Genomic DNA, 21,851 nt, shown 5'->3' on the forward strand with positions numbered 1-21,851 from the left:
CGCGCCTGCACCTGTGGCGGCGCTGGCACACCCTGCCCCGCCTGCAAGACTGCTGGCGAAGGTGAAGTGCCGCGGATACCGGAAGGCTTTCGGGTCGAGGTCGACAAGAACGGATGGCGGCACTGACGTCGTTTCGGAACGTTAACTCCGCCAGATCCCTCGGTTGAGCCATTTCCAAAACAACTTACCTGCCACAAAGAGCAGCAGCAGCCCGATGACCGTATAAGCGATCCAGTCCATCCGGCGCCTCCCGGCGAACAGCACGCTGCGCGAGTATTTTTACACCTGACGCTACCAGTCAAGCCGAAATCGATTTAGGGCGGTTCCGGATTCGCAATCTAGGAAGCCGCGCCTATCTGTCGCCTATGTCGAAAGAGTTCGAATTCTGCCTGCCGACCGCCGCTAAGGTGGTGCCGGCCGGGCCCGACTGGATCCACGAAATCAAATACGACGGCTAACGCCTGCGCGTAGAACGGCGAGGCCGCGACGTTCGGCTGCTCACCAAGAATGGTCACAACTGGACCGACCGCTTCCCTTGGATCCTCCAGGCAGCGTTGAAGAACCGCGAGGAGCAATTTGTCGTCGACGGTGAAGCCGTAGTGCTCGGCGTCGACGGCGTCTCAGACTTCAACGCCCTGCACTCGCGCCGAGGTGCAGCTCTATGCGTTCGACATTCTGGCGCTCGGCGGCGAAGACTTACGTCAGCTGCCGTTGACGATGCGCAAGACCAACCTGGCGCGCCTGCTACGCGGCCGCCCCGATGGCATCTTCGTCGCACCGTTTGAGGGCGGAGAAATTGGGCCGGACCTCTTCAAAGCAGCCTGCGGCATGGGCCTTGAGGGATTAGTCTCGAAACGGCGGAATCGCCGCTACGTCGCCGGCCGCACAAAGGAATGGATCAAAATGAAGAACCGAACACACCCCGCTATGTCCAGAGAGTTTTGACACGAATACGGGATTAGGGCGTGCACTCATATTGCCGCTTCTCGAGATAAAGCGGACCTATGCAAAGAAGTCCGGCAATTTCGCCTTTTGACCCAACTCGGACATTTGCGCGAGACGGGTGGCCGCTAACAAATGCGACGCATGCACGTTCGAGTAACCCACCTCAGCGCACGGTCGGAGCATGCTCCCGCTCGGCTAACGCCGAGGGCGCGGCGCACTAAGACTGGTGCGGTGCCAGCGTAGGGCGACAACGGAATTATTATTAAATGTCGGCCCCTTTGTTGGGGTCACCACGCTCTTCTGCGCCCTGTAATTCCCTCTGCGCTTGGTCCCAGAACTCGTCTTCGCGTCCTTCCGGTTTGCCCGCCTGCTCCCACAGCTCGAACGCGCGCTTCCGTATCTGCTCCTCGGTTGGGTGGGCCATCATGAAATCTCCCAGAGCGCAGGTCCTGCCTTGGGCAGGAGGCACAAAGGGCAGGACCGCCGGGCCAATTTATCTCAAAGAGCCAATTCGGGCTTCGGAGAGTCGTTCCTTCGCCACGCGCCTTCTCGGCCGCATCATCCGCCAAGGCCCATAGCAGCCGTATCCCGGCCGTTGGCCCGAAGTCGGCTTCTGACCACACCGGACATCGACGACCAAAGTCGGCAACCGGCACACCTGCGGGTCTCCGGAACCTTGGGGTGATTCCGGGAGTTTATGAATTAGGCGGTATCGCGATTTCGCTTTCGGCTCAACACACACTCAACACACATATGCCGTCTGTCGTCGCAAACCGCGGCATCGCAGGAGGCTCTTCATGAGTATCAAGCGAATCTTGGTTCCACTTCCCGGCTCAGCCGGTCTCACCGGTCAAATTGAAACGGCCCTGTCTGCCGCCAAGGCGCTGGTGGCTCACGTCCAGGCACTGTTCATCAGTGAGCCGCCGCCAGTCACGCGCGACCTAATGGCCACCGACCTAATGGCCACCGAAATGGGACGACGAACGGCGACCGTCCCGGTAAATTGGCACGCCGAGGAACGGGAGCGAACTGCGCGGGATGCGCGTGAGGTTTTCGCGCGGGCCTGCGCGGTAGTCGGCATCCCGATGCTATCGGCGAGCGACGAGCCAGGCCGCCCGCTCGCAGCATCCTGGCGCGAAGCCGAGGGATCGTATGTGGAAATCGCGGTGCAACGGGCCGCTGCCTTCGACCTAATGGTCGCCGCAAGCGCCAGCGTGATGGAATCGCTCATGGCCATTGCCGAGCAATCGCTGCTGCGGACCCGTCGCCCCGTGCTGTTGGCGCCGGCTCGCCCGCAGAGTGATCTGACCGACAGCGTGATGATCGCCTGGGACGAGAGCCCGGAATGCTGGCACGCGGTCTCGGCTGCCATACCGTTCATGCAACTTGCCAAATCAGTGCGGGTCATAAGCGTTGACCGGGACGGCAGCAATCGTCAAGCCTCGCAGGCGGAGGTGCTTGCCTATTTGCGCTGTCATGGCATCGATGCGACCGCGCAGGTGGTTGCACCGGAATTGCGCTCGGTGGGTGATACGCTGCTCGCGGTGGGGGCAGAGCATGAAGCCGGCCTGCTGATCATGGGCGCCTATTCCCATAGCCGCCTACGCGAGATGTTTCTGGGCGGGGCCACGCGCCATATCCTTAAGAACGCTTCGGTACGCCCCGTTCTCTTAGCGCATTAGCCCTCGTCAGAGCGCAATCCCAGCTCAGGTTGCCGCCAACGCCAACGCTATGGCGGGCTTGCTCGCTCGCCGAAGGCGGGTTGGGGGGACCGTGCGATTAAGCACCGACGCTGCCAAACGCACCACCCTCCTCCCCGCAATTGGGTCTCCCGAATTCGGCACTTATGGCAGATCGTGCTCGGGTCGATTTGATTGGATGTCGGTTTGTGGGCCCTTAACGGACCTCGTGCAATGTCCTCTTCTCCGCCGCGGTTGGGAAATAAGCGGGCATCGCGGATTTATGAGTGCACGCCCTAAAGCGGCCCCAAGCGCCGGGCTGGGAGGAGCTGAGACACCGGGACCGCCACGCCCCACCGGCTCAAGCCTTGCGCCGGTGGATATTCTCCGCCCGGGATTGATCGCAGTAGCGCCGAACGGTCGCTGGCGACTTCATTGGCGGGTCCACACGATGATGATCCCGATAGGGGCGAGCCGCCTCGGCGCTCACCCGCCCGATACGCACAGCGACCAGTCGTCTGGCCCAGCGCGAACCAGCGACTTGGACGTAAACCGATTGCTCCGTAATCATAGGGGAACGATGCTCTTCACTGCGGCGCGAACCCCGCTGTAAACTGATGCCGGATTGTGAAATCGATTCGCAGGAAGATGGCTAAATCCTCGAAACTTGTCGCCGCGAAGAATGGGCGAGTACTTCTGGTCCGACGACGGCGCGATAAGCGCTGGGCGTTCCCGGGCGGCCGTAAGCGTGCGGGTGAAAGTGAGAGGAAGTGTCTTCGCCGCGAGATCAACGAGGAACTGCCGCGGCTAAAACTTGGGCCAGTGAAGCTCTGGAAAGAGGTAAAGGGAAAAAACCGTCAATCCGGACGACAGATGAGCGACGCGATCTTTGTGGCCAAGAAGGCGTCCGGTCCCCTGAGGATTGGCGATAAGAACGAGATCGACAAAGCGGCTTGGCGCAAGCCGCGCGGCATCAGACTCACGCCCACGTCGCGCTACATCCGGGACAAGTTGTTTCCGAAGTAGATCACGCGCTCGCAACTGCGGCCTCGAACCCAGCGGTCAACCGCGCAACCGTTTAGCGCGGGTCCAGACCTTCTTCAGATATCGTTTTCGGGCTCCCGGTGCACCAACCTTCCCGCCCCAAATGCGAATGAGTTGCCGTGATCGACCGGAAAGCTCGGCGACTTCCTTATAGCTCGCAAGACCATTCTTGAGCATGTAGAGCGCGGCGGCCTTGGTGACATCCTTGTTGCGCATTTTCAGTGCGATCCCGATTGTCGTTTCGGGCCAGATGCTGATGCGTCAATGACTGTAATGCCCCTAGGGGGAGGCTCAGAATGCGAAGCACAACTGGCCACCCACCTTGCATCTTCTCAAAGCTAGTGGTCTGGCTTTTCGCGCACGATCACGCCGGTCTTAGGGTCGGCATGAAATTCCATCTTCTGTCCGTTCTTGATGCCTTCGCCCTCCCATTGGCCGTCGTCGGCTTCAAGCTTAGTGACCTGCGAATAGCCCGACTCCATGACCTTGGCCTTCACTTGCTCCATCGGCATCCAGTCAGGTCCGGGTTGGTCTGCTCTCGCTGCTGAGCCAATGGCGAGGGAACCGAGAACCAGAATTGTGGCAAGCTTCATTTTGGCCTCCTCTCGATGAAAGGCTTCAACGGGCGCGCTGAATTGATGTTCCTCTGTCGCGCCCGCGGACTTGGTGTCAGATCGACGCAAACGAATGGACGTTCCGTTTTGGGCCCCTGGGGACAAGATGGTCGGCTTCGGGTCAAAACCGGCAACGCGGCCCCTTCTTATGGCGCTTGGCGGCGAGGATCTGCGCCAGCTGCCGTTGACTATGCGCAAGACCAACCTAGCGCGCCTGTTACGCGTCCGGCCGGACGGCATCTTTGTTGCACCGTTTGCGGGCGGAGAGGTCGGGCCGGACCTCTTTAAGGCTGCCTGTGCAATGGGCCTTGAAGGATTGGTTTCGAAACGCCGCGATCGCCGCTACATCGCCGGCCGCACAAAAGAATGGATCAAGGTGAAGAACCGAACACATGCGGCGATGTCCAGGCAGTTTTAGAAATATGTCACTGAAGGTCGTCCTCTTCCTTGACGAGAGTTAACAACCGGAGCGTCAGGAAGGTGAACAGCGCGATCGTCACCGCGACATCGTAGCTGCCGAGCCAGACCGAGACTCCGATCGCGCCGGTTGCCCACAGGCTCGCGGCGGTCGCGGTACCCTGTACCATATTGCCCTGCTTAAGGATCGCGCCGCCGCCGATGCCGATGAAGCCAATGCCGGTGATTAGGCCTTCGATGACCTTTGCCATCCCGTCGGGCGAGGACGCCAAGAGATGTTCGCTGGCCTGGATGAAGCCGCAACTGGCCAGCGCGACCAGCGGAAAAGTACGGAGCCCCGCACTGCGCGCCCGCTTTTCGCGGTCCCACCCAATCGGCACGGCGAGCGCGAACGCCGCCGCCAGCGTCACGAAATGAACGCCTATCTGGAAACTGTTCAAGGCAAGTCCCTAAATGAAAGTCAGGAGCCATTGGACCAAGGAAATGGGCACCTCGGCAATGAGGCGTAAGGTTTCATCGCAAGCATCCGGTAGCTTCGGCCAGATGTGCATTGCGGAATCTGTGCCGCTGTTGGCGAATAGGCGGACATCGCGGATTTATGAGAACACGCCCTAAAAGAGGCGGCCGACTGAGGCGGTCCTGCTTCATGGGCCCGCAACGGAGGACGGCGATGCGCCCGCGGTCATCAAATTCAAGGGTTGCGCTGACGATGCCATCGCGAGCCACATAGAAGATCGTCGCGCCGTCTTCGCTAGGTTGTAGATCATCAAGCCCCGACGCTGGGTATTCCTTCAAGCGGCGCTTCCAGTAGGAGCGTAAGCTCTCGCGGCCTACGATGGTCACGCCGTCGCAAGCGCATTCGGTCACAGCGCCATCGGCGTACATCTGCACGATCGCTTCGACATCGCCAGCTCGGTAAGCGTCGAGCCAATCAACTGCTGCCGCCATTGGATCAAATGCCATCCGCGGCCGCGCTCCCGCCAGCATGACGACACCGTCGCCGGTCGCGCTGTAGCCGGCCATTGGTTCATTAGGAAGGAGGTGCAGGCGGCGCTAACTTCAACGTCGCCATTCACCTCGGGAGTCCACATCGCGCGCCACGACACCGCTAATGCAGCCGGTCACACATGCGCCGAACTTCAACCACCATGACCAGTTCTGCGAAGGCACATTCATCATGATTGGTTGGAAGGACTCCACCCAATAGTTCGCGGAACAGCAATTCCGGGCAATTACCGTCAACGGCGCTGACAAATGGGAGACGCGGCACACGGTCGGAAATCCCTGCGTTGGTCACAGTGTAATTCGGCCTTGGCCCTTAGCTATCATCTGTCTCAATCGCCGTATTGTCGGCTTTGGTCTGACACCAGCTGGACAGCCGCTTGTGACCCAAAGCCGACGTAGGTCAGGAACGCGCTGAAGTCGACTTCTGACCCGAGCGCTCGTCACCCTTCCGGCACGCCAGCGAGGCGCCAGCCTTCACACAAGCGCTGCAGCCCGGCAAGGTAAATTGGATTGTCGCTTTGTTGAGCTGCGAGCAAGCGACGAATGGTGAAACCTGAGTTGAGCGCAAGTCCCGTTCTCGCAGCAGTTCGCGCCTCATCGAGCGCGCCGGTCAAGGCCAAGGCAGCGGCGAGCGATATATGAGCGAGATGAAAGTTACGGTTCGCCTCGGTGCTTCGTCGCAGCCAACTGACGCCTTCGACGTCTGAACCAAGCAGCAGCTTGGCCACGCCCGCAAAACACGCCCACTGGTAGGCGAAAACGTCGCGAGGAGAGAGCCGTAAAGCTTCGAGTATATGGCCTTCGGTCTCGGCAGCGCGACCTATGTAGGATTTTGCGAAACCAAGGGCAGCATGAGCGTGGACCAAATTCGGAGCCAGCGCCAACGCAAGTTCGAACTCACGGATGCCTTGGGCGGCCCGGTTCGTAAAGGTCTGGACCCACCCCCGAGCCATGTGGGCTGAGGCACTGTTCGGCCTAATCGACAATACCTTGTTCACCATCGCCTCGGCCGCCGCAAGCCGCGCGGGCCCATCATCCGTCGTAAAGCTACCTCCAACTACCGTATCAACATTTGCCAGACCAATCATTGCTTCGACGTTGCCGGGATCGAACTCCAGCGAGCGCTCGAAGAAGCCCCGCGCTTGCGTCACGCATTCAAGGCTAATCCCCTTCATCAACCAGGCCCGGCCCTGGAAGCACAAGTCCATCGCATCGGGATGCAGCGTACGCTCGGCTCGTCGCGCCTCAGCCTCGATGAGCTGGGCACCTAATGTACCGGCGAGCCTCGACACGATTTCGTCCTGCATATCGAACAGATCGCCGACAGGCTTCTCGAAGCGCTCGGCCCAAAGATGCTGACCGCTCTGGGCATCGATCAACTGCACGTTCATCCGAAGCCGATTGCCGCTGCGTTGCACTGAGCCTTCGAGCACGTAGCGAACGTTTAATTCGCGGCCGACCTGCCGTACATCGACTGCTCTACCCTTGTATGAGACGGCGCTGTTCCGTGCGATTACAAATGAACCACTGATGCGCGACAAGTCCGTGGTCAAGCTCTCGGTTACACCATCCACGAAATAGTCCTGCTCACGATCTCCGCTCAGGTTCGCGAAGGGTAGCACGACGATGGATAGGCGCGGCGGCGTGTCGCCTGTTCGCTCGACCGGGCCAACCGTCTCATTTGCGGGCCTCCGGGCTTCCTGCACTGCACCAACGAAGCGGAAACCTTTGCGCGGCAATGTTTTGATTAACTGCTGTTTATCGCCCGTGTCCCCGATTGCGCTCCGGGCGGCATTGAGGCGAGTCGTCAGCGCAGCATCCGAGACGATGCGACCTTTCCAGATGGCGTTGATGAGGTCGTCCTTGCTGACGACGCGCTCTCTGTTTCGGATCAGGTATTCGAGCAGATCGAACACTTGGGGTGCGACAACAACCACGTCTGTTGCGCGCTGCAGTTCGCGCCTGTCGGTATCCAATGCGTAATCCTCAAAAAGAAACCGCAAGCTGCATTCCCTCTCCGGGGCCACCCTCGGAAACCATAACAATAAGCTGCCAGTGAGGAAAATGTAAGCGAGCTGTTAGCGCGCCACTAGCGACCAACGCCTTCGTCCTTAAATCCGCGGCCGGACTGGCGTTCCTTATTCCCTCTCCTCCCGCTTGTGGCCCTTAGCGGTCGACCCAGCATGTCCGCTAGATGTCCGCTCCTTGGGGGTGAAGCAGACTTGATATGCTCAGGCCGAGTTCTTCCGGGTGTGACCCATAGCGCACTGGTCGCGCCCTTTGCGCGGCGAAGGCGCCAATCGAGATTGCGGAAATCGTTGGCTGATCGCTTTCGCCGCTCGCGGAATCATACGGGATGGCAGACGACCTATCCTTGCGCCGGACCAAAAGAAAAGCCCGGCTTCGCTGCAGGGCTTGAGGTCATGAAAAAATTTACGTGATGAAGGCTAGTAGCAATAATTTTTCTTGTTATTCCAATCTCCTTTGATGAACATGCGTTCGCGGATGACGAACGACAAGAAGGCCACAATGAGGGTTGAAGCTGCACGAATGGCTTGGGCCAACTCGCAATAATTGCGCAAAGATTCATTCCCCGAAAATGGACCAATTGAAAATGCCTAGCGAAGAAAGCGGTAGCGAGGGGTTCAAAACGACCAGAACCGCTGCGCATCGGTACGGCGGCTTCTGGGCAGCCTATTGACCAACCTATTGGGCTCGGCCCAAGACCACGCGCAAGCCCCAGCGACTGGCTCAAGGCTCGGCTAGCCCCTATCCTGTCGCCATGATCAACACCGCCCTCACCCGCCGCCGCGCCGACAATCCGCATGAGGAGACCTGGCATATCTACTTTACCGACGTCCGCATCGGCGCGATCGGCGTGCGCACCGGCGTGCCTGTGCACGCCGATAAATGGGGTTGGTCGGTCGGCTTCTATCCCGGCATGGAGCCAAGCACATGGCGGAGTGGCATAGCCGCTACCTTCGAAGCCGCGCGCGAGGCTTTCGAGACCGCTTGGTCGGATCTAAAGCCGAACATCACCCACAATGCCTTCGCCGAATGGCGCCAAGACCGCGACTGGCGCGCCGCGATGGCGGCCAAGCGGGCGCGGAGCGAGAAGCTCGACAGCGAGATCCGGAGCACGCTTATGCGCTGCGTCTGCGGGACCACATTCGACAGCTGGAGACCGGCGGAGAGCTACCAGCACCGCGCACATATCACCGCCGCGCAGGCGGCCAATGGGACACGCCTATGAAGCACACCGAAGAACGACCCTATGCAGATCCGGAGGCGGCCGCTCGCAAGCTCGTCGAGCTCGCAGCCAGCGTCGAGGCCGTACAGGACGGCCGAATCTATATCGAGAGGATCAACGCGCCCTTCTTGTTCAAGCTGAAGGGCAGTGGCAGCGAGTTCGGCGCCGGGCTGAAATTTGCGATTCAGCGCGGCTGGTTATCGAAGCATGAAAGCGGCACCTACGTGAAGCTGACGCCGCCCGGTGAAGAACAGCTGACTCTCAAACAGGAAGGTACTGCTGAATAGGCCGCGAACTGAGGCGGTCTTACCCCGTCTTCCGTTCTAGCATCGCCATTTCAACTTGGTCCGCCAGAAGCGTGAGATGATTAGCGAGCCGATCAAAAAGCTCGCGCTTGGATTTGTCAGTCGCAAGATCGCGGATCAGAGTGCATTCCGCCGCTTCTTTGCGAAGCTTTTCCGCCTGAGCCTGATAGTCCTTCATCGACCGATGCCTGCTGCTTGTTCTGGCAGTTTCATCCTCGGAACAGGCAGTGTCAATCTGCTCTTACTTCGGTGGCTGAAGGCCTGGAGAGGTCAGCCAATCGCTCAGATGCGCGCCAGTCTCTGCTAAGCGTGCCTTCCTAAGTAGGCCCTCGCGATCTGTACCAGCCGGGAGCTTTGCAGCTTGTTCTTTGAGCTTGGTGGCTAGTTCGGCCATTCGCTCTTCGAGGGAGCGCGTTTGCTTTACTCTGCGGCGCTTTCCCATGGCGCGCCCCCTTGAGCAGTTGAGGATGACTCCAAAACTGGGAAAGGTAAGAACAGTTCCGAAACTGGAACGATCTTTTTTTGCCTCGGCGGAATTCGAACAGGCCGCAAAGGCCTCAATGCCTGCGCCGTTCGAGCGCGAACGTGAATTTGAGGTGGAGCACCGAACCGATATCGTCCCGGACATCAATCGACAGCTGTTGGCTATCGCCCCCCAAGGTGCGGATGGCATCTCGGGCCATTTCGGCAAGCGAGCGCGCCGCCTCTTCTCTCACCTTCTCTATAGTTGAGAGTTCCAGACCTTCCTCATCCGGGAAAATCTCGTTCCCCTCTATGATGTCAAAATAGTACCGTCTCATCAGATCAGAACGACGCCGACCTTAAATTGTTCAGTTCGCAAAACCGGCCAAATCAAACTAGGCGCAACGAAGTGGGCCGGCGCCCTAGGCTAAACGTCGGCCGAACGTCATTGAGCGTGTTCGGACTAATCGAGCTTCGCGCAGCGGTGGCGCTCGCAACCTAACATTGTCCCTTAGTACAATGACCGTTGGTCGGTCGAACGACCCGCAGGCACGAGAGGATTTTTCAAGAAATTTGATACGGAAGAGGAACTGACCCATGTATGTGCGTATCACAACGGATCAACGACCTCGGCCCAATACGCTCGATGAATTTGGCTTATCGGGTGCATCTGACCCATTTGTCAGCCTGAATGAGTTCACATACGGGAAAGGCACCGAAATCTTCGGCGAAGAAGAGCCCGCTATGTATGTCTACCAAGTCAAGCTTGGTGCGGTGCGAAGTTATAAGTTGCTTTTAGACGGTCGGCGCCAAATCGGCGCCTTTCATTTAGCGGGCGATATTTTCGGGCTCGAAAACAGCGACAAGCATCGTTTTACCGCCGAGGCGGTCGTCGAAACCATCGTGCGCCTGATTAAGCGAGAGAGCCTTCAAGTGATGGCCACAAGAGACGTTGTTGTCTCGCACAACCTGCTTAGTTTGACCACCCGCAACCTAGAGCACGCCGAAAACCATATGCTGCTCCTGGGCCGCAAGACCGCGGTAGAAAGGGTCGCCGCCTTCTTGCTTGAGATGGATTGCCGGACCGGAGCGGACAAGATGTCCCTCCCCATGAGTCGCCGCGACATTGCGGATTATCTCGGCTTGACACTCGAGACGGTTTCTCGCGCGCTATCTCATTTGCGTAAAGCGGGCGTCCTTACGTTCCTCGACCACTCCCAGCGAGAGATCATCTTAAACGACAGGCGACGGCTTGCCGAATTCGATCCGCACGGTCCGGCACAACCCTGATACCAAAAGGCGCGAGGGGCCGTTCGGCGGCGATGAGGGATACACAATCCCTCCACATCGATGACCGCGACCGCCTATTGAGAGAGCTAAAGCGATTAGTCCTTTGATATAGCTCAATGGGGTTGCCGGCGAGCTAGGTTCAAGGCTGTGCCATGAACAAGCCCTCCCAATCCGATAAGCCCGAGCCCAAGCCAACGCGCTTGGAGGACGCTCGCCGGATCATTGAGGAGTACGCTAACGACCTGCGCGAGATAATAAGAAAACTCCGTGAGAAGATGAATTAAAGCCGCCCGCCTGGGCCTAAGGCCCGCACCTAACTGCTTGCTCTTTCCGGCGCAGTCGAACGCTAGAACCGCGGTCATCGCGTTAACTGCGTGTCCGCAATTGGCCCGACTCGGACGTCCTTTGATCTAGATCAACCTTGAAGTGTGCGCGACTCCGATTCTGTGCGCCTCAGCATCTGTTAAAGGAGACGATCTCGTCATGAGCAACGATGACATTCCTAAAAACTCTAAGATCAGCGCCGAGCCGACCAGCGCAGGATTGAAACGTCGCGATTTGTTATTGAGCGGTACTGCTCTCGTCGCCGCTTCGGCGCTTTCGGCTGTTGGGCTCACAAGCCCGGCGCAAGCGCAGCAGCAACCGGGAGCCCTCGCAGCTGACGGAAAGCGTCCAAACATCGTTGTCATCATGGGAGATGACGTTGGTTGGTTCAACATCGGCGCCTACCATCGCGGGATCATGTCAGGCAAGACGCCGAACCTCGACAAGCTGGCATCTGAAGGCATGATGTTCACGGATTATTACGCCGAAGCAAGTTGCACGGCAGGTCGGGCGAACTTCATCACCGGCGAGTTGCCGATCCGCACCGGACTGACGACCGTAGGCCAAGCAGGTGCCGATGTGGGGATCCCGGCTGAGGCTGCGACGCTCGCCACCGCCCTGAAAGCACAGGGCTATGCCACCGGGCAGTTCGGCAAGAACCACCTCGGCGACCTGAACAAATATCTCCCGACCGTGCACGGCTTCGATGAGTTCTTCGGATATCTGTACCACCTAGACGCGATGTCCGATCCGTACTGGTACTCGTTCCCCGCCAACCAGGATTATTACAACAAGAACGGCCCGCGCAGCCTGATCCATAGCTATGCGACCGAGACCGACGATCCGACCGAGATGCCGCGCTGGGGCAAAATCGGCAAGCAAAGGATCATCGATGAAGGCCCGTTGCCGCCGTTCCCGGATATGTCGAACGTGCCTAACATGCACGATTTGCCCTTCCTGAAGGCGAAGTACGACATGACGACCTTCGACGAAGTGTTGGTTAAGTCTTCCAGTGACTTCATGGACAAGGCCAAGCGGGACGGCAAACCGTTCTTCGTCTGGCACAATACCACGCGCATGCACGTCTGGACGTTCCTCTCGAAGAAGTACGGCGCGATGCAGAACAGCGAGACGAATTACGGTCTCGAGGAAGCCGGTATGACGCAGATGGATGACAGCATTGGTGCCCTGCTGAAGCACCTCGACGACATCGGTGAGACCAACAACACCATCGTGATCTTCACGACGGACAACGGCGCGGAGGTGTTCACCTGGCCGGATGGCGGCATGACCCCGTTCAAGAACACCAAGGGGACCGTCGGCGAGGGCGGCTTCCGCGTGCCGTGCATCATCCGCTGGCCGGGCCAGATCAAGCCGGGCATCGTCGAGAACGGAATCTTCTCCGGCCTCGATTGGTTTCCGACCCTGATGGCTGCTGCAGGCAACCCGAACATCACCGATCAACTGCTGAAGGGCGTGAAACTCGGCGACCGGACCTACAAGAACCACCTCGACGGTTACAACCAGATGGACCTCCTCACCGGCCGAGGCCCATCCAAGCGCCAGGAGGTGTTCTACTTCGGCGGCGCGAATCTGGGCGCGGTTCGCATCGACAACTTCAAGTTCACATTCTTTGCGCAACCTTGGGGCTGGCCGGGCGAAAAGGTCACCACGGACATGCCCACAATGGTCAACATTCGCCAGGATCCGTTTGAGCGCACGCCGAGTATTCGCGGCGAGTCGTTCAACACGGGCGCTGGCGGCTATACCAATGATTTCTTCGCCCGTGAGTTCTGGCGCTTCGTCTCGGTTCAGCAGTATGTCGAGAAGTTGGCGCTCACCGCAATCGAATACCCGCCGATGCAGGACCCGGCTTCCTTCAACCTCGAGGCCGTGAAGAGGAAAGTCCAAGAGATGATTAAGAATCGCCCAGGTCAGTAAGCCACCCTGCAACCGGCCTGACGCTGAAGTTCGCACCACGAAAGGCCGCAGAGATGTCTGCGGCCTTTCGATTAATTCTGGGTATGCCGAGACGGGAATAGAGACTGCGACTTCAATCCCAGGCGATCTGAATGGAGTCCTCAATCAGCCAAGGGATAGGTTCGCTCATAAAAGTAGAACCCGTAGCAATGCCCACCGTTCCTAGTGCAATGTCGGACGGGACTTCGCCTCGATGACCTGGACGTCGGCGCGCACACCCGTTTTGTGCAATCTCAAAAGGCCTTGTGCCAACTGCCGCAGATCATCCCGCGCAGGACCGACCGGGAGTTTACGCGCCCGGCGCAAGACCTGTGCGGCATGAATGATCAGCGGAGACTGCTTCATTTTGTTGGTGACTGTAAGCCAAAGGACGTAAGCCAGTCATTGATGTGCGAGGCTGTTTCCGCCTGCCTCGCCTTACGAAGAAGTTGATCGCGTTGAAGGCCGGGTGGTATTGTCTGGATCTTTGCCCTCAGCCGCTCGGCTTCCTTCGCGAGACGTTCTTCCAAAGTTTCGGTTTGTTTGAAACGACGCCGCTTCTGCATGGCGCGCTCCTTTCCATTAGAGGAAAGCGGGAGCGCAAGCAGGCGTTCTCATCACCGATATAAGCCACGATCCGTTCGATGACGATGGAATAGTACATCTTGCGGCCGCAAGTCGAATACAACAAACGTTAAGGCTTGGAAAACCCTTTTAGGGCGCAACCCAGCTTGAGTTGCTTACTCTTTTCACCAAGTAGAACGCGGCGACGCCAGACGGGTCTTTGATAAATCCGATCACGGGGAATTTGCCGCGCTGAACGGTTTTGATTTTGGTCAGGCCTCATTCCGATCAGACCTGTACGGCGCATCAGCGCGCCTCGATACGATGCCCTCGTAGTTCAACCTCGCGGCCGCCTCGAACAACTCCTGTCCGTCCCCTTCCATGTGCTCACTGTAGAGAACGGGCGGTTCGAGCATATCGATCAGCTCTTTTAAAAGACCCTTTCGTTTTATCTGGTGCTTACTCCGAAGATCCTCGCCATTGTGGAAGAGGATAACGAACGCATAGAACAGGATCCTGTCCTGGCGGCCTTTGGCCAGGTCCGCTTGTAGTTGCATCCGGCGTCGTGGTTTGTGCATATGATGACCAAGGCAAGCCGGCCGGTTCTCCCGGCGTCCGATAAAAGCCCTTAGCGGACTCCAGAAGATCACGGCCCTGCTCGGCCAGTGTCGGCTTTTGACCCCACAGCGGACTTCAGCCGCACTACTCTGGTCACCATTCCTTGAATGTCGGCTCGGCGCACCCACCGCACACCCAGGGAAATGTCCAGTCGGCGGTAAGCTTTGCACTCTCCGGAATGTACCGGCTCCAGACCGAAGCCTTGATCGGGTTGATCGAGCGCCATACCACGTCGAATCTGCCGTCCGGATTGAGCTTGCCGATCATCGCTGGCTTGGAAAGATGATGATTGGTATTCATTACCACCTCAAAACCGCTCGGCGCCTTGATCCTTTGACCGTACATGGCCTGACGGACCGCATTCACGTCTGACGTGCCGGCCTGGGTGACGGCCTGCACCCACATCCGGAATCCGATGAGGGTCGCCTCCATCGGATCGTTCGTGATGTTGTCGCGCTGCTCGTTGAAGTCGGACCACATCTTGACGAATGCATCGTTCTCCGGCGTCGTGACCGACTGGAAGTAGCTCCGCGCTGCCATGTGCCCAACAAGCCGGCTGGCATCTACACCTCGCAATTCTCGTGCAGTAACGGAGAGCCCCATGACAGGAATCTTGCGGGCCTCAACCTGCTGGACCGCCAATTCGTTGTACAGATGGCCGTTGGCATCTCCGCTGATGGTCGAAATCACGGCGGTCTTTTTGCCCTGCGAGCCAAGGACCTTGATCTTCTCGACGATCTCGCGCCAGTCCGAATGGCCGAGCGGTACATAGATCGCGGTAACGTCTTCGGCATTCACGCCTTCCGCGCCGAGGTATGCGCCGAGGATCTTGTTGGTCATGCGCGGATAGTCGCTTTCGGTTCCGAGGAGGACCCAGCGGCGAATATCGCCTCCCTCCTTGCTCATCAAGTAGCGAACGGCCGGAATCGCCTGCTGGCTTGGTGCCGCGCCGGTGTAGAAGACGTTCCGCGAGCTTTCCTCACCTTCGTGCTGAACCGGGTAAAAAAGCAGGCCGTTCAATCGCTCGAACACCGGAATGACGGCTTTTCGGGAAGTTGAGGTCCAGCAACCGAATACGACCGCGACCTTTTCGTTCGCGAGCAACTCGCGCGCCCTGTCGGTGAATGCGTCCCAGTCCGAAGCGGGGTCGGCGACGACTGGCTCCAGTTTCCTGCCGAGCAACCCGCCCTTCTTGTTCTGGTCGGCAATCATCATCAGAACCGTGTCTTTCAGCGGGGATTCGCTGTTGGCCATAGTCCCAGACAGGGAGTGCAGAATGCCGACTTTGATAGTATCTTCGGCGCCATGTGCCATCGAAGCAAAAAGAATGATCAGCACGGCGAAGAACCCGCGCAAGCAACAAAGCCACCTCATGCAGATGCTCCGACGAGTTCGAAGATGCGGGTTTCCTTTGTCATGCCCTTCGCAATGACCGCATCGAAGGCATTGAATTCGAATTGATCGCGAACGCGCAGGTATACGTCCTCGCTTGCGAGGACGGTCGTCCCGACCTGCTTGTTCAGGCCCTCCAGCCGCGCGGCAAGATTAACCGTGTTTCCGAGAGCGGTGTAATTCATGCGCTCGGACGATCCTACATTGCCGACGACGGCTTCCCCGACATGAATGCCGAACCTTGTGACGAAAGGCGTCAGGCCCTCAGCCGCGAATTCGGCATTGAGCCGTTTGCCCGCTGCTTTGGCCGCAAGCGTCGCCCGGCACGCACGGGCGACATGATCGGGTTGTGGATTGGGGGCATTCCAGAACACCATGACAGCGTCGCCGATGAACTTGTCGACCGTGCCGCCCTCGGCGAGGAACGCGTCCGTCATCACTGAGAAATACCGCGACGTCTGCCGCATCAACCCATCGGGATCGGCTGCTTCCGCGATCGTCGTAAAGCCCTGAACGTCGGTGAAGACCAGCGTGATCTCCTGTTTGACGCCGCCGAGCGTGGTGGAGATGGAATTGTCGATGAGGCCGCGGACGATCTCCTTGGGGACGAAATGCGCGAACGACCATATCGCCCGCTGCGCCAGATTGACGGTGCTGCCCAGCTCGTGAATCTCGCGAATATACGAGGTTACCGGCGCCAGGCTGGGTTCAGCCAGCGTTTGAAGCTGGCCAGCCTGCGCCGTGATGCGCTTCAGGGAGTGCGACATCGTGCTGCCGAAGATCCAGACGAGCGGCACAAAGGCCGCACCGACGACGATCGCGAGGATCAATCCGGTAAACTGGAGTCGCCGGACATTCTGAACAAAGTCATCCTCGGCAGCCAGCAGCAGGATGCTGCCGTTATATCCTTCGCCAAGTGTGAATTTCGTCAACCTGAACAGGTAACCCTGTCCGTCCTCATCGTGGATGAGGCCCTCGTTGTGATCGCGGTTATGCGACCGTCGAACAACGGAGGCCACCATTCCGGAATTGATTTCGTCGATGCTGGGCAATTGCGATTGCGAAGGATGCGTCATCGCGCTTTCGACAAGCCCCGTAAATTCGGGATGCGCGATCAGCGAGCCGGCTTGGTCGAATATCATGACCGTGCCATGCTGGCCCGGCCGCTGCGCCTGGACGAATGCGCTGAAGGTGTCGAGCTTGAGATCGGCTGCGATAACGCCCGGCACCTTGCCTCGCAACGGGGCGCTGACGGTGATCACCGGCGCGTCGATGCTGAACGACAGATAGGGGGCCGAAACATATGGCCGGTCCGACCGCAGCGTTTGCCAGTACCAAGACCGCTTGCGGCCGTCGTATCCGTAGTTCCATAGGTCGATTTCGCCGACCTCGTTGCCCTGACGGTCCTGAAAAACACGGCGCATCGGCAGATCGCCAGCCGGCGTCGGACGAATCAGGCTGATCGCAAATTCGGCGCTCGCCGGCGCCCGCAGCCGGTCGCGCTGGTCTTCGCTGAGACCGCTAATACGCCTCACCTGCAGCCATGCGCCATTGTCAAAGCCGGCATAGATGCTGTCCATCTGCGGCATTTCCTGCAGCGCCGCTTTGAACAGGGGGATGGCCCGGCCGGTCTCCGACCTTTCATTTGAATCGGCCACACTCGAACTGGTCGCCAACACATTCACCAGCGACGCGATCGCGTTCAGTTCGCCCTGCAGACGGCCCAACGACTTGGTGCTGGCGGAGTCCATAAAAGCCGACGCGGCTTCATGCGTAGCCGCGCGCAAGGAGCGGGTCTGTATCGCGATTAGCAGCCCCGCGAGTGCCACAACAAACGTCATCACCGCTAGGGTGATCGAGGTTCGGAATGTGAACATGCCAAGCCTCCCCGTCGTTTTGCTCAGGCTATAGTCTTTCCGGAGAACGTCCAGCAATAGATTCGCGGTGCGATTGCGTACAGAGACAATCACAGCCCGTGCAACGTACTCGACTTTGCTGGATGGCCGTGTAGCGCGGCCGGAGGTCCAGGATGAGGTCTTTGCGCTTTCGCTCTTCCAGGAGGCAGTGACCTCGGACGCAGCGGCATCCGAAAGGCACCGCCGTCCCATGGCGGATCTCCGTCCGAACAGACCCATGATGGTCACGTGTAGAGGGCGCGGATTGCTGCTGCGCGGGATCCAAGCGTCGCCGGTGGTCGCCGAGCGAACTTTAGAGTTGCTATCGCGCTTGCGGCAAGCAAAGCTTGCCAAGTGTCGTCATTGTGCGAGTATGTAAGCGGCAAGCCCTGTCTTAACACTGTGCCACCCGGTTATTTGGGGGAGTGGACGTGAGCGACCTGCATTCGGCTGCACCTCATCACCTTCCAGGCTTCATCACTGCTCCAGGCGACACCGATATCCTCATGTTGGTTGTCGGCATTATCTTGATCGGAGCCGTTCTTTTGGTCGGCAATTTCTATTTGCACCTGCACACGATGCCGGAGCGGATGGCCCATAAGTCGCAGAAGTTTCAGTTTGAAATCGTGGCCGTGCTGGGGCTGCTGGCCCTTTTCACCCACAACCACCTGTTCTGGGTGATAGGCTTGTTCCTCGCCATGATAGATCTGCCGGACTTCAGCACGCCGCTGCGGAAGATCGCTCGATCGGTCGAAAAAATGGCCGGTGTTGCTCCGGTGCCGGATGCTGACGAAGCGCCGGGCCATGCTGCCCCTCACGCGGCAAAAATGTCACACGTGGAGAAGACCAGCGCTGCTGTCAACGAGATCAAGAGCAGGATCGAGCGCGATCTCAAGCGGGGGACGCCGGGCAATGCTTGAGCTCCTTCTCTGCGCCACCTTCACCATCCTTCCGGACTATCTCTATCGCCGCTATCGGCAGGGAAAGCGCATAGGGCGTGAAATCACGCTCTATTCAGTCTGGTTCGAACTGCGGTTTGGCATCGTCGCCTGCCTGATGCTGACGGTGTCGCTGATCACAATGATCTTCTATTTTCATCCGTCGACCTCGTCGGCGACGTTGTTCTATCGGACCGTCCCGATCATGACGGAAGTCAACGGCCGGGTTGCCGAGGTTCACGTCGACGTCAGTGCGGACGTCAAGCAAGGCGACGTGATTTTCAGGCTCGACAGCGCCAAGCAGGAAGCTTCGCTTCTGAGAGCCAAGCGCAAGGTGGCCGAAGTCGATGCGGCCATGCTGTCGGCGCAGGCCGATGTCATGAAGGCGGAAGGCCAGCTTCAGGAGGCAAAAGGCTCGCTGCAGCAAGCGCAGGACGAACTTGATACCAAAACTGAATTGCAGAAGCGCAACCCCGGAATCGTTCCCCAGCGCGACATCGAAAAGCTCGGTGTGGCGGTTGCAGGTCGTCAGGGCTCCCTCGACGCCGCGACCGCCTCCAAACAGTCCGCCTCGACGCGGCTGAACGATCTGCTACCGGCGGAGAAGGCAAGCGCCGAGGCCGCATTGGCCGAAGCCCAGGTCGATCTGGACAAAACTTTCATTCGCGCCGGCGTTGACGGACGGGTCGAGCAGTTCGGACTGAAGCCGGGCGATATCGTCACTCCAAATATGCGCACGGCCGGTGTGCTGATTCCGGAGGGCGCCGGACGGCGTGCTTTAATGGCCGGATTTGGGCAGATCGAGGCTCAGGTCTTGAAGGTGGGAATGGTTGCCGAGGCCACCTGCATCTCCAAGCCATGGACGATCATTCCCATGGTGGTGACCAGCGTGCAGGACTACATCGCGGCGGGCCAATTCAGGGGCGGCGAACAACTGATCGAGGCGCAGCAGGTTGCGCGTCCAGGCACCATTCTCGTTTTCATGGAGCCGATCTACAAGGGCGGGCTGGAGGGCGTGACGCCCGGCAGCAGCTGTGTCGCCAATGCCTACACCAGCAATCACGATAGGATTGAGGACAAACAGACGGGCACGCTCAAGCGCTTTGCCCTGCACGCTGTCGACGCTACCGGCATCGTGCACGCCATGCTGCTGCGCATCCAGGCGTTGGTGCTACCGGTCCAGACACTGGTGCTGAGCGGGCATTGAGTGGTGGTCGGATGCTGCTGGCGACGACGTAGCTGTGATTTGCAAAATGCGCGGTCGATTCCGTTGATGTCCCTTCTGCGACCTCCAACGATGTCGGCTATTGCGCTGCAAGGGCCGATGGCGGCTCCCCAAGACTGTCATCGAACCGTCCGGCTTCAACATCGTTTCTGCACGCATAGCGGACGCGACAATTCCAGGGCAGCCTTCAAGAGCCACCGGATCGGCAGCTTCCTCGGCGCCCGGGCGGGGTTAAAGGCAACTGTCCGGTAAAATGACCTTGCTCAATCAAGCCGCGCCTCGCAAGCGAACTATCAAGTTAGCCCTTTCGAGTATTGGAAGATTATCTGCCGGGATGGGATATAGAATTCACGACCCCAACGGGCCCGGATACTGTCGGGAAGCGGGTTTCGTCCGGCTGTATCCGGCTGACCAATGAGGACGTCGGCGTGGACCATTATGAGCGGGTGAAAGTCGGAGCGAAAGTCATCGTGCTTCCGGCAACCGCTGCCCGTCGTCCCGTCCCGTGGGGCGCCGCCCGACGCTGCTTTCCGATCGCCGGACCCGGTATCGCGGCCCTCGGCAACTAACGCGCAGATGCTGTCATCTGCGCGAAGGCCGGCCGAGGTCCAATAACTCAGTCCTCCGTGCTCGATCTGTAACGGAGGACAAGGAGGCGGCAATTCGTCGCTCTTAAGTCAACCTCTGGCCCTGAGCCGGCCAGTTGAAGGCATCGGCTTGGACGTGATCCAAGCGCGCAAACCGGAGCCTCGAACCATGCGAATGGGCCGCGATCAGGTCGTTTCTGCCGAACAGACCACGTGGCATTCCCCGTGTTGACGACCGGCGCGTCCTGGACGGCATCTTGGGTTCTGCGCTCAGCCGCTCCCTTGCGCGACCTGCCAGTAGCGCGCATACGCGCTCCGGCTTCGCACGGCATGATAGCCGGGCGTGGCTCGGAAGTGTGCGGGCCTCTCCTGCGGCCCGCTTCCTTCGTGCCGTCGACGTCGAGGGGCTCGCCGAGCGTGACGGCCGTGAAGCGGCGCCCGGTCTCGGTATCGAGCTGACGGCTCTCTCGATACGGCGCGCGGACATCGACCATGATGATCGAAATTCGCGCGCATCTCGGTCCAAAAGTGCACACAGAGGGTGCCCCGCTTTTGGCGCAACTGAACAAGTAGGAACGGCACGGTTTGCCTTGGCATTGCCGGTGTGTGTCGGTGCATCCGGCATGCTCATTGCCCGGGCAAGCGGCCCCGGTCTCCCTCCTCTCGGACCGGGGTCGTGCTCGTGGAGCAGCCCTCAACGTCCAGGAACTTTGATCCTGAACGAAGGTTGATCGCGACATTTCACCTTCCAGAGGAAACCTTCGTGAAAAAAACAGCCCTTGCGTTTGCCCTGCTTGCAGTCTTGCCTCACCATCCTCCGCGCAATCTGTCGGCGAGAAGACCGGCGTGAATTCCGCGCTTGGAATTGCGCCGAAGACCGAAGACTTCATCAAGGAAGCCGCCATGAGCGACATGACGGAGATCGAAGCGGCCAAAATCGCGCAGCAGAAGAGTAACGCCGACGAGAAACGATTTGCGGAAATGATGGTGACCTACCACACCAAGACGAGCGGCGAACTCAAATCGATGGTCCCCGACAATCTGAAAGCGGCGATCCCGGCTTCGCTCGATGACGCTTCGCAGAAGAAGATCAAAAAGCTGCGCGACGCCAAGCCCGAGGATTTTGCGTCGGAATACGACCCCATGCAGGTAAGCGCTCATAAGGATGCGGTGTCGCTGTTCGAGCGTTACGCGAATGCCGGCGACGATGCCAAGCTGAAGGACTGGGCGGGTAACACCCTGCCGGCGCTCAAGCACCATCTCGAAATGGCGCAGACGCTCGACAAGAATCGTAAATAGGTCCAGGCGACCACAACACAAACGGAAAGCCCGGCCGAA

General features: G+C 59.1%; 23 protein-coding genes and 2 pseudogenes. 13 read left to right on the forward strand and 12 right to left on the reverse strand.

The window, feature by feature from the left end; translation table 11 throughout:
- The first annotated feature begins 651 nt into the window (after positions 1-651).
- Positions 652-945 carry an ATP-dependent DNA ligase gene (locus ABIB95_RS14750; RefSeq protein ID WP_341850584.1) on the forward strand — a complete coding sequence of 98 codons (294 nt, stop codon included), beginning with the start codon at positions 652-654 and terminating at the stop codon, positions 943-945.
- Positions 946-1,207: 262 nt separating this feature from the next.
- On the opposite strand, the gene ABIB95_RS14755 is transcribed toward ABIB95_RS14750, so the two are convergent.
- Positions 1,208-1,372: a DUF2934 domain-containing protein gene (locus ABIB95_RS14755; protein ID WP_502916748.1), complete on the reverse strand. Its 165-nt coding sequence runs from the start codon at positions 1,370-1,372 to the stop codon at positions 1,208-1,210.
- A gap of 370 nt (positions 1,373-1,742) precedes the next feature.
- Here ABIB95_RS14755 and ABIB95_RS14760 point away from each other — a divergent pair, with 370 nt between their 5' ends.
- Positions 1,743-2,627: a universal stress protein gene (locus ABIB95_RS14760; protein ID WP_247310135.1), complete on the forward strand. Its 885-nt coding sequence runs from the start codon at positions 1,743-1,745 to the stop codon at positions 2,625-2,627.
- Positions 2,628-3,272: 645 nt separating this feature from the next.
- Positions 3,273-3,650: an NUDIX hydrolase gene (locus tag ABIB95_RS14765; protein ID WP_354116825.1), complete on the forward strand. Its 378-nt coding sequence runs from the start codon at positions 3,273-3,275 to the stop codon at positions 3,648-3,650.
- Between the two features lie 36 nt (positions 3,651-3,686).
- Here ABIB95_RS14765 and ABIB95_RS14770 read toward each other — a convergent pair whose 3' ends face one another.
- Together ABIB95_RS14770 and ABIB95_RS14775 are read right to left on the reverse strand one after the other, a co-directional pair.
- Positions 3,687-3,884 carry a hypothetical protein gene (locus tag ABIB95_RS14770; RefSeq protein ID WP_354116820.1) on the reverse strand — a complete coding sequence of 66 codons (198 nt, stop codon included), beginning with the start codon at positions 3,882-3,884 and terminating at the stop codon, positions 3,687-3,689.
- A 122-nt stretch (positions 3,885-4,006) separates the two neighbouring features.
- Positions 4,007-4,261: a PepSY domain-containing protein gene (locus ABIB95_RS14775; RefSeq protein ID WP_039156949.1), complete on the reverse strand. Its 255-nt coding sequence runs from the start codon at positions 4,259-4,261 to the stop codon at positions 4,007-4,009.
- 127 nt (positions 4,262-4,388) lie between these two features.
- On the opposite strand from ABIB95_RS14775, the gene ABIB95_RS14780 reads away from it, so the two are divergent.
- Positions 4,389-4,700 carry an ATP-dependent DNA ligase gene (locus tag ABIB95_RS14780; RefSeq protein WP_354116822.1) on the forward strand — a complete coding sequence of 104 codons (312 nt, stop codon included), beginning with the start codon at positions 4,389-4,391 and terminating at the stop codon, positions 4,698-4,700.
- Positions 4,701-4,707: 7 nt separating this feature from the next.
- On the opposite strand, the gene ABIB95_RS14785 is transcribed toward ABIB95_RS14780, so the two are convergent.
- The 3 genes from ABIB95_RS14785 to ABIB95_RS14795 all read right to left on the reverse strand — a co-directional run bounded on the left by ABIB95_RS14785 (position 4,708) and on the right by ABIB95_RS14795 (position 7,707).
- Positions 4,708-5,139: an MgtC/SapB family protein gene (locus ABIB95_RS14785; protein WP_354116823.1), complete on the reverse strand. Its 432-nt coding sequence runs from the start codon at positions 5,137-5,139 to the stop codon at positions 4,708-4,710.
- A 73-nt stretch (positions 5,140-5,212) separates the two neighbouring features.
- Positions 5,213-5,722 (reverse strand): nuclear transport factor 2 family protein, encoded by a 510-nt coding sequence (locus tag ABIB95_RS14790; protein WP_354116824.1) that lies wholly within the window; start codon positions 5,720-5,722, stop codon positions 5,213-5,215.
- Between the two features lie 422 nt (positions 5,723-6,144).
- Positions 6,145-7,707 carry a winged helix-turn-helix domain-containing protein gene (locus ABIB95_RS14795; protein WP_354116805.1) on the reverse strand — a complete coding sequence of 521 codons (1,563 nt, stop codon included), beginning with the start codon at positions 7,705-7,707 and terminating at the stop codon, positions 6,145-6,147.
- A gap of 779 nt (positions 7,708-8,486) precedes the next feature.
- On the opposite strand from ABIB95_RS14795, the gene ABIB95_RS14800 reads away from it, so the two are divergent.
- Complete coding sequence (locus ABIB95_RS14800; RefSeq protein WP_247310123.1) at positions 8,487-8,957, forward strand: hypothetical protein; 471 nt, start codon at positions 8,487-8,489, stop codon at positions 8,955-8,957.
- Positions 8,954-9,241: a hypothetical protein gene (locus ABIB95_RS14805; protein WP_354116804.1), complete on the forward strand. Its 288-nt coding sequence runs from the start codon at positions 8,954-8,956 to the stop codon at positions 9,239-9,241. Before ABIB95_RS14800 ends, ABIB95_RS14805 begins: the two co-directional genes overlap by 4 nt.
- 19 nt (positions 9,242-9,260) lie before the next feature.
- Here ABIB95_RS14805 and ABIB95_RS14810 read toward each other — a convergent pair whose 3' ends face one another.
- Together ABIB95_RS14810 and ABIB95_RS47360 are read right to left on the reverse strand one after the other, a co-directional pair.
- Positions 9,261-9,437 (reverse strand): hypothetical protein, encoded by a 177-nt coding sequence (locus ABIB95_RS14810; protein WP_247305605.1) that lies wholly within the window; start codon positions 9,435-9,437, stop codon positions 9,261-9,263.
- Positions 9,438-9,816: 379 nt separating this feature from the next.
- The gene (locus ABIB95_RS47360) at positions 9,817-10,059 is read right to left on the reverse strand and encodes a DUF6894 family protein (protein WP_502917832.1); all 243 of its coding nucleotides are present in this window, start codon (positions 10,057-10,059) and stop codon (positions 9,817-9,819) included.
- A gap of 259 nt (positions 10,060-10,318) precedes the next feature.
- Between ABIB95_RS47360 and ABIB95_RS14820 the strand changes: the two genes are divergently transcribed.
- Both ABIB95_RS14820 and ABIB95_RS14825 read left to right on the forward strand, forming a co-directional pair.
- Positions 10,319-11,011: a helix-turn-helix domain-containing protein gene (locus ABIB95_RS14820; RefSeq protein ID WP_247305595.1), complete on the forward strand. Its 693-nt coding sequence runs from the start codon at positions 10,319-10,321 to the stop codon at positions 11,009-11,011.
- A 483-nt stretch (positions 11,012-11,494) separates the two neighbouring features.
- On the forward strand, positions 11,495-13,276 hold the full coding sequence (locus ABIB95_RS14825; protein WP_247305593.1) for an arylsulfatase: 1,782 nt from the start codon (positions 11,495-11,497) through the stop codon (positions 13,274-13,276).
- A 380-nt stretch (positions 13,277-13,656) separates the two neighbouring features.
- On the opposite strand, the gene ABIB95_RS14830 is transcribed toward ABIB95_RS14825, so the two are convergent.
- From ABIB95_RS14830 to ABIB95_RS14845, 4 genes are all read right to left on the reverse strand, one after another.
- Positions 13,657-13,860 (reverse strand): hypothetical protein, encoded by a 204-nt coding sequence (locus tag ABIB95_RS14830; RefSeq protein ID WP_354116803.1) that lies wholly within the window; start codon positions 13,858-13,860, stop codon positions 13,657-13,659.
- A gap of 270 nt (positions 13,861-14,130) precedes the next feature.
- Positions 14,131-14,415, reverse strand: a complete 285-nt coding sequence (locus tag ABIB95_RS14835) for an ATP-dependent DNA ligase (RefSeq protein ID WP_247305587.1) — start codon at positions 14,413-14,415, stop codon at positions 14,131-14,133.
- Positions 14,416-14,569: 154 nt separating this feature from the next.
- The gene (locus ABIB95_RS14840) at positions 14,570-15,850 is read right to left on the reverse strand and encodes an ABC transporter substrate-binding protein (RefSeq protein ID WP_502917833.1); all 1,281 of its coding nucleotides are present in this window, start codon (positions 15,848-15,850) and stop codon (positions 14,570-14,572) included.
- Positions 15,847-17,745: an adenylate/guanylate cyclase domain-containing protein gene (locus ABIB95_RS14845; RefSeq protein WP_247305582.1), complete on the reverse strand. Its 1,899-nt coding sequence runs from the start codon at positions 17,743-17,745 to the stop codon at positions 15,847-15,849. The genes ABIB95_RS14840 and ABIB95_RS14845 overlap by 4 nt, the downstream gene beginning before the upstream one ends.
- A gap of 449 nt (positions 17,746-18,194) precedes the next feature.
- Between ABIB95_RS14845 and ABIB95_RS14850 the strand changes: the two genes are divergently transcribed.
- The 5 genes and pseudogenes from ABIB95_RS14850 to ABIB95_RS14865 all read left to right on the forward strand — a co-directional run bounded on the left by ABIB95_RS14850 (position 18,195) and on the right by ABIB95_RS14865 (position 21,812).
- The gene (locus ABIB95_RS14850; protein WP_247305577.1) at positions 18,195-18,683 is read left to right on the forward strand and encodes a hypothetical protein; all 489 of its coding nucleotides are present in this window, start codon (positions 18,195-18,197) and stop codon (positions 18,681-18,683) included.
- Positions 18,676-19,908, forward strand: coding sequence for an HlyD family secretion protein (locus ABIB95_RS14855; protein ID WP_247342696.1), 1,233 nt, complete (start codon positions 18,676-18,678; stop codon positions 19,906-19,908). Before ABIB95_RS14850 ends, ABIB95_RS14855 begins: the two co-directional genes overlap by 8 nt.
- 358 nt (positions 19,909-20,266) lie before the next feature.
- Positions 20,267-20,541: pseudogene (locus tag ABIB95_RS14860) on the forward strand (L,D-transpeptidase); the annotation flags it as partial.
- A gap of 157 nt (positions 20,542-20,698) precedes the next feature.
- Positions 20,699-20,810 (forward strand): annotated as a pseudogene (locus ABIB95_RS47365) (IS5/IS1182 family transposase); the annotation flags it as partial.
- A 549-nt stretch (positions 20,811-21,359) separates the two neighbouring features.
- Positions 21,360-21,812, forward strand: a complete 453-nt coding sequence (locus ABIB95_RS14865; protein ID WP_354116153.1) for a DUF4142 domain-containing protein — start codon at positions 21,360-21,362, stop codon at positions 21,810-21,812.
- Positions 21,813-21,851: the final 39 nt, after the last annotated feature.

The sequence above is a fragment of the Bradyrhizobium sp. LA2.1 genome, assembly GCF_040547725.1.
Lineage (GTDB): Bacteria > Pseudomonadota > Alphaproteobacteria > Rhizobiales > Xanthobacteraceae > Bradyrhizobium > Bradyrhizobium barranii.